Raw genomic sequence first — 14329 nt, 5'->3', positions numbered from 1 at the left:
TATTGCATTGCTCCTTAATATGCGCGCAGCGTCTGGAAAACCGAGGCCAGCTTGCTGGCATCTTTAATCCCCGGCTGCGACTCAACGCCTGAATTAAAATCGAGTCCGGCACAACCGCTTTTGGCGGCGTCTACACAGTTATCGGCACCCAGACCGCCCGCCAGTATGACGTTACGCAGGTCCTGGCCTTGCAGCAGTGTCCAGTCGAAACGCTGACCGCTCCCGCCCTGGCCATTATCGAAAAGATACTTGTCGACGTGGTTGAGATCGCGCGGCGGCAGCGTGTCGCTGACGCTCAGGGCTTTCCAGATCTCAACGCTATCCGCCAGCGCCGCGCGCAGGGCGTCGATGTAGGCCTGATCTTCGTTGCCATGCAGTTGAATGGCCGCCAGCTGCAGATGCTCTGCCCGTGCCGCGACTTCGGCGACGGGCGCATCGCGGAACACGCCAACGTAACGCAGCGGCGCCGCCTGGATAATCTCTTTTGCCTGGGTCTCGTTCACCACGCGCGGCGAGGTAGGGACGAAAATCAGACCGCCATAAATCGCGCCGGATTCACAGGCAATCTGCGCATCCTGTGGGCGGGTCAGGCCGCAGACTTTGTTTTCCCCGAGCAGCACGCGCTTCACGGCGCCATCGAGGTCGGCATGTTCCATCAGCGCGGAGCCGATCAGGAAGCCGTTGGCAAAATGGCTGAGCTCGCGCACTTCGGCGTAGGTATGAATGCCGGATTCGCTGATCACCGTGACATCATGGCCCAGACGTGGCGCCAGCTGACGGGTGCGGTTCAGGTCGATCGACATATCGCGCAGGTCGCGGTTGTTAATCCCGACCACTTTGGCTTCCAGCGCAATCGCGCGCTCCAGCTCTTCTTCGTTGCTGACTTCGGTCAGCACGCCCATATTCAGGCTGTGGGCGACGGCGGCCAGCTGACGATACTGCTCGTCATCCAGCACCGACAGCATCAGCAGGCAAGCATCGGCCTGGTAATAACGCGCCAGGTATATCTGGTAAGGATCGATGGTGAAATCCTTGCACAGTATCGGCTGCGGCGCGATGGCGCTGACGATCGGCAGAAAGTCGAAGCTGCCCTGGAAATATTTCTCATCACACAGTACGGAGATGGCTGAGGCGTAGTTTTTATAGACGCCGGCGATAGCGGCCGGGTCAAAATTCTGGCGAATCAGTCCTTTCGACGGAGACGCTTTTTTGCATTCCAGAATAAACGCGGTGCGGGTTCCGGCAAGCGCATCGTAAAAGTGGCGCTGTGTCGGGACGACCTCATTCAGAAAACTGGCTAACGGTTGCTGTTGTTTGCGGGCTTCTACCCAAATCGCTTTGTCGGCAACGATTTTTGCTAAAACGGTCTGCATTATTTACCCTCTTGCCGCTAATGCGGTCACTCTGTCATAGGCCGCTCCGCTGCGCAGCACGTTGATCACCTGCTCAGCGTTGGCTTTCAGGTCTTCATGCCCGTGTAAACGCATTAGCATCGCGACGTTGGCGGCGACAGCGGCTTCATGAGCGGCTTCACCTTTACCTTGTAGCAAGCGCGTAAGAATGTCACGGTTTTCTTCCGGCGTGCCGCCGGCCAGCTGCTTCTGATGATAAGGGGTCAGACCGAAGTCCGTTGCCGTCAGCTGATAGCTTTTGATTTCACCGTTGTGCAGCTCGGCAACCACCGTCGGCGCATGCAGCGACACTTCATCCATTCCGCCGCTATGCACCACCGCCGCACGTTGATAACCCAGCACTCGCAGAGTTTCGGCAATTGGCAACACCAGTTCCGGGCTGTAGACGCCAATCAGCGCCAGCGGCGGATGCGCCGGGTTGATCAACGGCCCGAGCACGTTAAACAGCGTGCGGGTTTTCAGCTGCTGACGGACCGGCATCGCGTGGCGGAAACCGGTGTGATACTTCGGTGCGAACAGGAAGCAGACCCCCAGTTCATCCAGCGCGGCGCGGGATTTATCGGCATTCATGTCCAGGTTGATACCGAAGGCGGCCAGCAGGTCGGAAGACCCCGATTTGCTGGAGACGCTACGGTTACCGTGTTTCGCCACCTTCAGGCCACAGGCCGCGGCAACAAAGGCGCTGGCGGTGGAAATATTGATGCTGTTGCTGCCGTCGCCGCCGGTGCCGACGATATCGGCAAACAGGTAATCCGGGCGTGGGAACGGCGCGGCATTTTCCAGCAGCGCGGTGGCGGCACCGGCAATTTCCTGTGGCTGCTCGCCACGCACCTTCATGCTGACCAGCGCGGCAGCCAACTGCTCGGGCTTGACCTCACCCCGCACAACCGCAGAGAACAGCTGATGACTCTCCTGCTGGCTCAGGGTTTCGGCCTGATACAGTTTTTCGAGAATCGGCTGGATGGTGTTGGTTTGCTCCAGTTTCTGCAGCGCCCACGCCAGCGTTTGTTCCAGCAGGCGCGCGCCCTGGGTGGTGAGAATAGATTCCGGATGGAACTGGAAGCCGCAGACGCGATCCGCATCATGACGTACTGCCATGACCATGCCGTTAAAGTTGGCGTTGATGGTCAGCCCGGCGGGAATATTGCTGCCGACCAGTGAATGATAGCGGGCAACCGGCAGCGGATTAGTCAGTCCGGCAAACATCGCCTGACCGTCATGTTCAATGCTGGAGGCTTTCCCGTGCAGGATCTCGCCGGCCTGGCCGACATAACCGCCGTAGGCTTCGACAATCGCCTGATGACCGAGGCAGATGCCGATGATCGGCAGCTTGCCGCGCATCCGGGTCAGCAGCTCAGGCATGCAGCCCGCTTCGCTGGGGGTGCCAGGGCCTGGGGAAAGCATCAGTACCGGGTTGTCCATGGTGCCGATACGCTCAATCAAGGTCTGTGCCGGGACGGAGTTACGGTAAATCACCACGTTATGACCGTTAGCGCGTAGCTGGTCTGCCAGGTTATAGGTAAAAGAATCGATATTATCGAGCAGCAGAATGTCGGCCATCAGAAAGTCTCCTTAGCGTGGTGGGCCTGGGCGATTGCGCGCAGCACCGCGCGAGCTTTATTGCGGGTTTCATCCGCTTCGGACTGAGGCACGGAATCCAGAACGATACCGGCACCTGCCTGAACGGTGGCAATGCCATCCTGGACATAGGCAGAACGAATGACGATGCAGGTATCGAGGTCGCCGTGGGCGGTAAAGTAGCCGACGGCACCGCCGTAGCTGCCGCGACGCTTGCCTTCGGCAGCGGCGATAAGCTGCATGGCGCGCACTTTTGGCGCTCCGCTGAGGGTGCCCATATTCATACAGGCGCGGTAGGCGTGCAGGACGTCAAGGTCGCTGCGCAGTTCACCGACCACGCGGGAAACCAGGTGCATGACGAAAGAGTAGCGGTCAACTTTGGTGAGGTCGGCGACGTAGCGACTGCCCGGCGTACAAATGCGTGCCAGATCGTTGCGTGCCAGGTCGACCAGCATCAGGTGCTCGGACATCTCTTTATGGTCGGTACGCATTTCCAGTTCGATACGGCTGTCGAGATCGCGGTCCAGCGACCCGTCGGCACGGCGGCCGCGAGGGCGGGTACCGGCAATCGGGTAGATCTCTATCTGGCGGCTCAGCGCGTCATATTTCAGCGAGCTTTCCGGCGAGGCGCCGAACAGCGAGAAGTCGTTATCCTGCATAAAGAACATGTACGGGCTAGGGTTGCTCTTCTTCAGCACATCGTAGGCTGCCAGTGCCGATGGGCAGGGCAGTGAGAAGCGGCGCGATGGCACCACCTGGAAAATCTCACCGGCCCGGATGGCGCGCTGCATTTTGCGCACTACGGCGCCGTACTCTTCGTCGGTCTGATCGCAGTCGCAGGTCATCGCTTCGACTTTAGTGACCGGCAGCGGCGCCGGCGGTTCGTTGAGCTGCTGGCGCAGTTGAGCAATGCGCTGGGTCAGACGCTGTTTTTCGCTCTCCAGCGGGGTGAACAGGCTCGACTGAATGCGGGTGTTTTTGGTCTGGTGATCGATAACCAGCAGGGTTTCCGCCAGGTAGAAGCAGTAATCCGGGCAGGCGGTATCGCTCTCCAGCGGCGGCAGGTTTTCAAACCCGGCGACCAGGTCATAGGCAAACAGGCCGCCGAAGAACATCGCTTCACGCTCATCTTGCGGGACGGTTACCAGCTCCTGCAGCAGGCGGAAGGCGTCGAAGACCGATAAAGAGCACAGGCGCGCGTCTTCATCCAGCAGGGCGCTGATCGGTGGAAACGTCAGGATTCTGCTGTTTGGCTGGCGCTGATTGTCGATGCCTGCCGGCAGCACGTTATCCAGTAATTCCAGCAGGGCCGCACCGTTGGCGGAAAGTGCCTGAATAGTGACGGTGTCACTTAATGCGGTAATGCGCAGCGCGCTGTCAACCAGCAGCAGGCTCTTTAAATCATCTTTACTGTCAATGTCTGCAGATTCCAGCAGCAGCGTGGCGGGACGCGCGCCGCACAGCTGGTGGAACAACGCCGTCGGATTTTCGCGGTAGATGGCGTCGCTGGTGAGAAGCTCGAGTGCCGGTTTTGTTGTTTGCATTATTATTCTCGCCTTTCGGTATAATATTTTGTCCAATAAAAAGCCCGCTCATTGGCGGGCCGGGTATCTGTATGCTGAGTGCAAAACGCGATTACGCCGCCCGATATCAGGAGGTGCGCCACCAGCCGTGCAGAGTGATAGATTGCGTTTTCATCGTGATACCCCTTCATGTGAACTTGCGTACTAGTTAACTAGTCCAGAGGAATAAAGTCAACCCTTGTTTGCAGATTTTCTCCGCGAGTCGGTATGATAATGCGCTAATTTAAGTCTATGTCCAGCAGGAGTCTCTTTGAGCGACAGTCAATACGCAGTGATTTACGATCTGCACAGCCATACCACCGCCTCTGACGGGCGGTTGACTCCAGAAGAACTGGTTCATCGCGCGCACCAGATGCGGGTCGGGACGCTGGCAATCACCGACCATGATACCGTGGCGGCGATCCCCGCGGCCCAGGCCGAAATTACCCGTTCCGGCCTGCCGCTGACGCTGGTGACCGGCGTTGAGATTTCCACTCTGTGGGAAAACCATGAAATTCACATCGTGGGTCTCAATATTGATATTGCCCATCCGGCGATGACCAACCTGTTAGAGGAACAGAAAGCCCGCCGCATGTTGCGGGCGCAGTTAATTGCTGAACGGCTGGACAAAGCGCGGATCCCCGGCGCCTGGGAAGGGGCGCTGGCGCTCGCCGACGGCGGGGCGGTTACCCGCGGACACTTCGCGCGCTTCCTGGTCGAAGCCGGTCACGCCAGCAATATGGCCGACGTTTTCAAAAAATATCTCGCGCGTGGGAAAACCGGTTACGTTCCCCCGCAGTGGTGTACAATAAAACAAGCGATTGATGTCATTCATCATTCTGGCGGCAAAGCGGTTATCGCCCATCCCGGGCGTTACGACCTCTCCGCCAAGTGGCTGAAACGGCTGTTGGCCCACTTCAGTGAGCAGGGTGGCGATGCGATGGAGCTGGCGCAATGTCAGCAGGCGCCCCATGAACGTACGCAGCTTGCCGCGTACGCTGCACAGTTTGGTCTGCTCGGTTCGCAAGGTTCTGATTTTCATCAGCCTTGCCCGTGGATTGAGCTGGGCCGCAAGCTCTGGCTACCCGCAGGCGTAGAAGGGATCTGGCACAGCTGGGAAACGGCCGCAGAATAAAATTGAGAGGGAAATATGAGCCAGTTTTTTTATATTCATCCGGACAACCCGCAGGCTCGGTTGATTAACCAGGCGGTGGAAATTGTGCGTAAGGGTGGGGTGATTGTCTATCCCACAGATTCCGGTTACGCGCTGGGGTGTAAGATCGAAGATAAAGGCGCCATGGAGCGTATTTGCCGCATTCGTCAGCTGCCAGACGGTCACAACTTCACCCTGATGTGTCGCGATCTGTCCGAGCTGTCGACTTACGCGTTTGTCGATAACGTGGCCTTCCGACTGATTAAAAACAATACGCCGGGCAACTACACGTTTATCCTCAAAGGGACCAAAGAGGTGCCGCGCCGTCTGTTGCAGGAAAAACGCAAGACCATCGGGATGCGTGTCCCGTCGAACCCGATAGCCCAGATGCTGTTGGAGACGTTGGGTGAGCCGATGCTGTCGACCTCGCTGATGCTCCCCGGCAGCGAATTCACCGAGTCCGACCCGGAAGAGATCAAAGACCGTCTGGAAAAGCTGGTGGATTTGATTATTCACGGGGGTTATCTGGGGCAACAGCCGACAACCGTTATCGATCTGACCGAAGATTCGCCGGTGGTGCTGCGTGAAGGCGTTGGCGATGTAAAACCGTTCCAGTAAATATCCACACCGGGCGGTATATTGCTGACCGCCCGGCATGCTGTTCCCTCCATAGTTTATTTTAAGATAACATTCGCATTGCGGCTGTTTTTTAACCTCGCTACTATTATTGCGCTTACGATGTCTGCTGCAGACAGCGTTTTAATAGAATCTGAATATTATGCATAAGCTGACAATTTATCCTTCTGCTGGTTTTAAGAAGGATAAACCCCTGTTGAACACCGTTATTCTTTTTAGTCTGACGGTGGCGCTGTATGCCGTTGGGCAATTTATTGGTCATCACGGTACTGCGCTATTCTGGCCAATGAACGCAGTAGTGGCAGGATTATTTATTCGTCACCAGTCTCTGCGCCAGCCTTACTATTTTGTGATTTTTATCCTGGCGGTTTTGTTTTCTGGCCTGGTGCTCGATAACTACGACCTGACCGGCATACTGATGAACATGTCTGATATTGCTTTCGTGGCAATATTAAGCGGGTTGATATTAAGAGAACGCCAGCCCGCCGAACCTCATTTAAAAATAACCATATTTCGACTGTACAGTTACTGTTTGTTGACCGGGTTACTGTGCGCTATTCCGGGCAGTTATTTTTATGCCCAGATGCATCAGAGCGACTTCTGGCAAATCTACCCGGCCTGGCTGAGTGAAGAGTTTACCACCAGCGTGCTGGTATTACCGGTCATCTTAATTCGCAGAGCAGAGCGCACACCGCGACGCATAACGCTGAGTCGACCATTACCGTTGGTCCTGCTGGTGCTGTCGCTGACGGTTTCCATCACCACCGGTACCCTGGAAAGTATGGGGACGCTGTCGATGATCCTGCCGGCGTTGATCTGGTGTGCGATTGTCTACTCGCTGCCGACGACGTGCTTACTGACCTTGCTGGCCGGCGTTGTTGAAGTGCTGATGGTGGACCAAAAGGTTTCCGGAGTTCATCTGATGGGGCAGATCCCGCCGATCATTTCGGCGCGATTAGGTATCGCAGCCGTTGCGCTCAGCCCGCTGATTGTGGCGGTCAGCGTTGAGGCGGTTAATACCCTCGTTAAGCAGCTCTCACATCAGGTCAGGTATGACTACTTAACCCGGGTCTATTCGCGTTTTGGCCTCTATGAACGGCTAAAAGAGTTGGATGATACCGGCAATGCCACCCCGCTTAACGTCTTGATTCTTGATATCGACCATTTCAAGAACATTAACGATACCTGGGGACATGACTGCGGCGATCGCGTGCTTACCGCCTTTGCGGGCCGGGTGAAGAGCGTCGTCGGTAAGCTTGGCATCGTCGCCCGTCTGGGTGGCGAAGAGTTTGCGGTTATTATGGCCGGCAAACCCGGTGACGCGGGTTTACAACTGGCGGAAGAGATCCGTCAGGCCGTTGAGGAAATGGAAGTTGAATGGGGCAGTAAAAAGCTGTCACTGACTGTCAGTATTGGACTGAGCTACGGAACAGCGATGCGGCAGAATATTGTCGATATCTTTGACAAGCTGCTATCAGAAGCAGATGGCTATTTATACCAATCGAAAAAAACGGGGCGCAATCGTACCAGCGCACCGTCCGTATTGGCAATTCGCTAGCCGATAGCTTCATTCTGATTGCCCTTGATGCGTCATTGTGGGGTGATATTTATTAAACGAATTCACCCACATGGGTATAACGTGTCCTATGACCAAATCTTCTTATAAAATGTATCCGTTCACTTTATTAAAAAGTGTGCTTCTGGTTTCTCTGATTTTATTGATTATCATTATTGTTTGCCTGACTGGGTTATTTAATTATCAGTCTCATCAGGTGGAAGAGGTGGTCAGTAAGCAATTGCTGCTCAGTAATAGCCAACTGGTGCAACATAAGCTGGAAGATTTCTTCGAGCGCCCGCTGCAGGTCAGTAATCTGTTGCAGCAATATATTCAGGGCAGTGACGACAATATCCCGGAACAGCAACTGGTGCCGGAGTTAGTCTATTTAACTGCTCATGCGCTGAATTCCACTCCGGCATTTAAAAGCCTTTCCTGGGCTGAAACCAGCGGTCGTTACTATTCCGTGGTGCGAAACGATCACAGCAACCAAATCTATTTACAACGCACGCTGGCTAGCGAGCCGCAGCGCCTGGTGAGCTATAGCGGCATCACCAAAGATTCGACGATTGTCAAAGTTAACGAGCATTTCAACGTTACCGGGCAGCCGTGGTTTGTGAAGGCGCGACAAAAGAAGCAACCTTTCTGGAGTATCGAACGCCTCACCGGGAGCCCGACCATCATCTATCATCTGCCGGTATTCAATAAGCAGGGGATGTTCCGCGGGCTGATCTCCAGCGGGACGATGCCGGCCGATATGAAGGGATATTTGCAAAGTATTCTTCCGGGCACCCGCTCAGCGCTGTTGATAAGCGATGAAAGCAACCATATCGTCGCTTCCTCGGGCATCACCGCGGCGCTGCAACAAAACCAGCCGGTGATTCGCCAGATCCTCAAGACCAGCCGTCCACAGGACGTCACGTCCTTTAACATCGATGGCCGCGAGTACCTGGCGACCGTCTTTGATGTCCAGGATCGCGATCGGGCATTGAAGTGGAAGGCACTGATGATCGCGCCTTATAAGCAGGCAAATACCGCGATGAACCAGCAGCGGTTGATGATGACCCTCAGCAATATGCTGTTCATTTTTGCGCTGATGGTCGTTCTGGCGCTCATTATTTCTCACTTTACCGGCACCCTGAAAGAAGTGGCGGATAAAGTGCGGCCTGGCCTGATGCCGTGGACTAAACAGCCTAAACGGCTGTTCCCGGAAATTGCCAACCTCGATGAGGCGCTGAATAACGTCTCGCAGACCCTGCCTGGGGCCTTCGAAAATAAGCGTAAGAAGTTAGAAGAGGATCCGGAAACCGGCTTTTTAAACCGCAACGGCCTGCTGCTGACCGAGTCGCTGTATGACAACCGCAACCTGTTAGCGATGGTGCATGTCAGCAACTACAACTCGGTGAAGAACGTGCTAGGCAATGAGCTGGCACGCCAGTTTATCCGCCAGTTTGCCCTGCGTATCCGCGAGATCCTGCCGGAAGGGGCGCTGTGCTGCCGCGATCGTGAAGATCTGTTTATCATCGCGTTTGCCGGAACCTATGAAAGCAAAGATGTGGCCTATTACAGCTCATTGCTCTCCTCGATATTCCGCCTGGCGACGCCGGAGTCATCCGGTGATGCGCATATTTTCACCGGCCACGTCGGGATGGTTCAGGACACGCTGTCGCAGGAGAACATCAGCGAATGCCTGATGAACGTCAGTATTGCCTTACAGCATGCGCAACTTCAACGCAGCGGAGCCAGCGAGTTGTTTACCTCGCAAATGCGCGAAGAAGAGGTCAATAACCTGCGTCTGCACCAGGCCCTGTGCGATGACCTGCAGACCGAAGGTTTCCACCTGGTGTTGCAGCCCATCGTCTCCTTTGAAGAAGGCAGCCACTGCAAAGAGGGTGAATGCCTGATCCGCTGGCAGTCCAACGTGCTGGGCTTTGTGCCGCCGGACAAATTTATTGGTCTGGCCGAGCATACCGGCATGATTGTGCCGCTCGGTAAGTGGATTGTCGAAACCGCCTGTCGCGAACTGGCAGCCTTTATCGCCAACGGTGCGCCGCAGGACTTTAAACTGCATGTGAATATTTCCGCGGTGCAGCTACAACAACCTGATTTCTCGACTCATTTACTGGCTGCCATCCAGCGCTATGAGCTGATGAACAGCAATATTTGCATCGAAATTACGGAAAGCGTCCTGCTGCACGATACCCACCGGGTGGTGAAGATCCTCGCCTATTTGCGCCGTCTGGGCGTATCGGTGGCGATTGATGATTTTGGCTCTGGTTATTCCAGCCTCTCTTACCTGCATTCATTACCGTTTGACTGCCTGAAAATCGATCGCGGGTTTGTGAAAAACGTGCTGGATGACAAGAAGAGTGAGGCGGTGATCGCCTCCGTACTGATGCTGGCACAAAGCTTTGAAGTTCCGCTGGTTGCCGAAGGGGTCGAAACCGCAGAAATGGCGGCCAAGCTCAAGGAGATGGGATGTGACCTCGCTCAGGGTTACTACTACTCCCGACCGAAGGCCTTCGATCAATTCGCACCGGAAAACGGCATTTTGTTTGTCGAGCCGGAATAACGGCGGCACCTTCGGGAGACTCTATGCAAATTCTCAAGAAACAGTTTTCGATCAAGAGCTATCCGCTGTCGCTGGCGCACATGATTCCGTTAACGCTGCTTACTACCGTCATCGCGGTTTTGCTGATCGTTTATACTTTTCTCTACTTCCAGGGCTCGGCTTTTATTGATGAAGTCAGCCAGAGCATTCTCAGCGCCAGGCGAATCGCCATCGAAGAGGCCATCCACGACTATATCGATGTTCCGATCCAGTCGAATGCCATTATTGTTCATGCCATTGGCCGTGAAGAGGGCGATACCATCGAGGTTCGTCATCTGGTCAGCGATATCGCCAATACCCTCAACAATGTGTTTATCAATAAGCAGTATCTGAGCACCATTGAGTTTGGTAGCGTAAATGGCGACCTGGTTCAGGTGGCACATGATAAAGCGCATTCGGATAACGACTATCTCTCGCTCAAGGATGCGCAAACTCAGCATCAACTGACGGTCTACAACCATCTCAGCGTGAACGCCAGCGTCGATAAAACGATCGACAATGTGGATGTTTTACAGAGCGCGTGGTTTAAGCCTGTCGCACACAGCCAGAATGCTGGCTGGACAACCCCTTTTCAGAACGATGAGCATCGTCAGGAAATCGCGGTCGCGTACAGTTCCCCGGCGTTTAACCGTCAGGGGAAATTTGTCGGCGTGGTGGCCAGCGAAATGCATCTCGAAGAACTGAATCAGCAACTGGAAAAACTCAAACCCTTTCCGGGCAGCGTGCTGTTGATCGTCAACGAGCAGCAGCAATTGATCGCCTCATCCCTGCCGACGCTGGCGCACGGTATGTTGAAAAAAGAGGGGCAGAGCGCGCTCACGCTGCAAAAGCTGGATTCCCTCGACAACCCGGTTATCGTCGCGGCGAACGAGGCGATAAAACAGGCGCAGCAGCCAGGCCTGCAAGCGATGACGGTGCAGGGCAAAGATTATTACGTCGACGCCTTCCCGGTACGAGACCGCGAGTCATTACTGCAATGGCAGGGGGTGATTATCAGCCCGGCGAAGACCATTACCCACACGGTAGTGAAGTATTCGATGATGACGATGGCGGTGCAGTTTCTGGTGCTGATTACTGGCCTTCTGGTGGTGTTCTGGGTGTTGAAACGGGTGGCGAAACCGCTGCAGGATATCGTGCGTAAGTCCGACCAACTGGCGACACACCGCTGGACCCCGCCGGATAATAAGCGGCATTTCCCGGAGATTGTCTCCCTCGAAACCACCTTTATGGCGCTGTCGTACAAGCTGGCGGAAAGTTTTGAAAGCCAGCGGCGGAAAATTGAAGAGGATGAAAGCACGGGGCTTTTTACCCGGGCGGGGCTGCTGCAACAAGATGCGCTCTACAGTCGCCGCAACCTGCTGGGGCTGGTGAGTATCAGCAACATGAACACCATTATTAACTCGCTAGGGGCGGAGTACGGCAACACCTTTATTAATGAGTTTATCCGCCGTCTGCAGACATTGCTGCCGACGGACACGCTGCTCGCCCGCGATAAAGACGATAAGATCATTATTGTTTTCCCAGGGATGAATCAGCAAAAGGATTATCAACGCTACCGCGACATTTTATCGTCACTGTTTATCAGCGAAGAACTGGAGCACTATCCCTCAGATAAAAAGTATGTCTATACCGGTAATGTCGGGATGGTGTTCAGCGAGATCACCGCGCAGAACGTGACCCAGGTGCTGCAGGAAGCCTGGATTACGTTGAAGCAGGCGCAAAAGCAGGGCAATGGTGTGGTTACGCTGTTCTCCAGCGAAATGCGCGATCACGAACTGTTTAATATCCGCCTGCATGAGCACCTGAGCGATGCGATTCATCGGCAGGAGTTTCATCTGGTCCTGCAGCCTATTATCGATCAGGGCGATGAGGAACATTGCCGTGAAGGGGAGTGTCTGATCCGCTGGCATTCTGAGGTGCTGGGTGACGTTCCTCCTGACCGCTTTATTCCGCTGGCCGAAGAAACCGGGCTTATCATCCCGCTGGGGAAATGGATCATTGAAGAGGCGTGCCGTGAGCTGGCCGCGATGATTGCCCGCGGCGCGCCGAAAGATTTCGTTATCTATATTAATGTCTCGGCGATCCAGATCCTGCAGCAGGATTTTGCCTGGCACTTAATGGATTCCATCCGCCGCAATGGGCTGTCAAATGCCAACGTCTGCATCGAGATCACCGAACGCGTGCTGGCCAATAATGTTGAGCGGATTGGTAAGATGTTGAGCTACCTGCGTCGCCACGGTATATCGGTCTCGCTCGATGACTTTGGCGCCAATTTCTCCAGCCTGTCCTATTTGCATACGCTACCGTTCGACAGTATTAAAATCGACCAGCAGTTTATCAGCGATTATCTGGATGATGAGAAAGCGACATCGGTGATTAACTCGCTGATCGTGCTGGCTCGCGGGTTTAAAGTGCCGCTGATTGCTGAAGGGATAGAAGATGAGGGCGTGAAGCAGCAGCTGCAGAAGCTGGGGTGCCAGAAGGCGCAAGGGTACTACTTCCATCACCCGGCGGCCTTTTCCAGCTTCCGCTGCGAAACCGGGGCCTTCTATTACCAGAATGAGAGCCCCGCTGACGATGAAAAAGAGGGTGAACCTGCGTGAAATTGTGCGCAACAGGGAGGATAAAGGCGGCAATCTGACGCATAATCGATGGAGCCTGTAGACCGGCGTAGCAGGCGAATGCAACGCAAAGCAGCATTCATTTTTTAGTTAGTGTAGAATAGCCGCCCACGTAGACGGGCGGGCCCGGCTTTGGCTGAAGATAACGCCCCCCTTTGATGTAGAAAGCATCTACAAAACAACTGGTTATATAGCTATCCGGTTGTTTTATAAAGTATACCAGACGCCTGGGAAGGCGACACCTTAAGGAAGCTCAATGAGCGAGAAACTACAGAAAGTGCTGGCCCGCGCCGGCCACGGCTCCCGCCGTGAGATTGAATCTAAAATCGAAGCTGGCCGCGTCAGCGTCGATGGCAAAATCGCCACCCTCGGCGATCGCGTTGAAGTTGTACAGGGTATGAAAATTCGTATTGATGGTCATGTGATCTCGGTGAAAGAGTCTGCTGAGCAGATTTGCCGCGTCCTGGCGTACTACAAACCGGAAGGTGAACTCTGTACCCGTAACGATCCGGAAGGCCGTCCGACGGTGTTTGACCGTTTACCAAAACTGCGTGGCGCACGCTGGATTGCGGTGGGGCGTCTGGACGTCAACACCTGCGGTCTGCTGCTGTTTACCACCGATGGTGAACTGGCAAACCGACTGATGCACCCAAGCCGTGAAGTCGAACGTGAATACGCCGTGCGCGTGTTTGGTCAGGTTGACGAAGACAAACTGCGTCAGCTGTCTCGCGGCGTGCAGCTGGAAGATGGCCCGGCGGCCTTTAAAACTATCAAGTTTGCCGGCGGTGAAGGGATCAACCAGTGGTATAACGTCACGCTGACCGAAGGGCGTAACCGTGAAGTCCGTCGCCTGTGGGAGGCCGTCGGTGTTCAGGTCAGCCGTCTGATCCGCGTTCGCTACGGCGATATCCCGCTGCCAAAAGGCCTGCCTCGCGGCGGCTATACCGAGCTGGATCTGGCGCAGACCAACTACCTGCGTGAGCTGGTGGAGCTGCCGGCAGAAACCACCACTAAAGTAGCGGTAGAGAAAGATCGTCGTCGTGTGAAGGCGAATCAGATTCGTCGCGCTGTCAAACGCCATAGCCAGGTGGGCAACAGCAGCAATCGCCGCTCTGGTGGCAGCCGTAACAACGGCTAATCTCCTGATGTCCGGTGGGTTCCCGCCGGACACCTCTTTGCAGTAAATCTTCCTGTAGTGCCT

The 14329-nt window shown here is 55.1% G+C and carries 9 protein-coding genes and 1 other annotated feature; of the genes, 6 read left to right on the top strand and 3 right to left on the bottom strand.

From position 1 onward, the window contains the following. Positions 1-14: 14 nt before the first annotated feature. Genes trpCF through HF679_RS07875 form a run of 3 tightly spaced genes read right to left on the bottom strand, consistent with a single transcriptional unit; the run spans position 15 to position 4534 of the window. Positions 15-1373 (bottom strand): bifunctional indole-3-glycerol-phosphate synthase TrpC/phosphoribosylanthranilate isomerase TrpF, encoded by a 1359-nt coding sequence (gene trpCF / locus HF679_RS07885; protein ID WP_187042817.1) that lies wholly within the window; start codon positions 1371-1373, stop codon positions 15-17. A gap of 3 nt (positions 1374-1376) precedes the next feature. Continuing rightward, the gene (trpD, locus tag HF679_RS07880; protein ID WP_187042816.1) at positions 1377-2972 is read right to left on the bottom strand and encodes a bifunctional anthranilate synthase glutamate amidotransferase component TrpG/anthranilate phosphoribosyltransferase TrpD; all 1596 of its coding nucleotides are present in this window, start codon (positions 2970-2972) and stop codon (positions 1377-1379) included. Continuing rightward, positions 2972-4534: an anthranilate synthase component 1 gene (locus HF679_RS07875; RefSeq protein WP_123754029.1), complete on the bottom strand. Its 1563-nt coding sequence runs from the start codon at positions 4532-4534 to the stop codon at positions 2972-2974. The genes trpD and HF679_RS07875 overlap by 1 nt, the downstream gene beginning before the upstream one ends. A gap of 34 nt (positions 4535-4568) precedes the next feature. Further along, positions 4569-4664: a sequence feature (Trp leader region), on the bottom strand. 159 nt (positions 4665-4823) lie between these two features. Between HF679_RS07875 and rnm the strand changes: the two genes are divergently transcribed. From rnm to rluB, 6 genes are all read left to right on the top strand, one after another. After that, on the top strand, positions 4824-5687 hold the full coding sequence (gene rnm, locus HF679_RS07870; protein ID WP_154143690.1) for an RNase RNM: 864 nt from the start codon (positions 4824-4826) through the stop codon (positions 5685-5687). Between the two features lie 15 nt (positions 5688-5702). Beyond that, positions 5703-6323: an L-threonylcarbamoyladenylate synthase gene (locus HF679_RS07865; RefSeq protein WP_123754031.1), complete on the top strand. Its 621-nt coding sequence runs from the start codon at positions 5703-5705 to the stop codon at positions 6321-6323. A gap of 214 nt (positions 6324-6537) precedes the next feature. Further along, the gene (locus tag HF679_RS07860; RefSeq protein WP_158613261.1) at positions 6538-7899 is read left to right on the top strand and encodes a diguanylate cyclase; all 1362 of its coding nucleotides are present in this window, start codon (positions 6538-6540) and stop codon (positions 7897-7899) included. Positions 7900-8122: 223 nt separating this feature from the next. Continuing rightward, the gene (locus HF679_RS07855; RefSeq protein ID WP_227540096.1) at positions 8123-10468 is read left to right on the top strand and encodes an EAL domain-containing protein; all 2346 of its coding nucleotides are present in this window, start codon (positions 8123-8125) and stop codon (positions 10466-10468) included. Positions 10469-10491: 23 nt separating this feature from the next. After that, positions 10492-13110 (top strand): EAL domain-containing protein, encoded by a 2619-nt coding sequence (locus tag HF679_RS07850; protein ID WP_187042815.1) that lies wholly within the window; start codon positions 10492-10494, stop codon positions 13108-13110. Between the two features lie 274 nt (positions 13111-13384). After that, positions 13385-14266, top strand: coding sequence for a 23S rRNA pseudouridine(2605) synthase RluB (rluB, locus tag HF679_RS07845; protein ID WP_123754035.1), 882 nt, complete (start codon positions 13385-13387; stop codon positions 14264-14266). Positions 14267-14329: the final 63 nt, after the last annotated feature.

Origin of the sequence: Enterobacter sp. JUb54 (assembly GCF_014298075.1) — a bacterium.
GTDB lineage: Bacteria > Pseudomonadota > Gammaproteobacteria > Enterobacterales > Enterobacteriaceae > Klebsiella > Klebsiella lignicola.
Note: the sequence above shows the minus strand (reverse complement) of the source record. Positions and strands in the feature narration are given on the sequence as shown.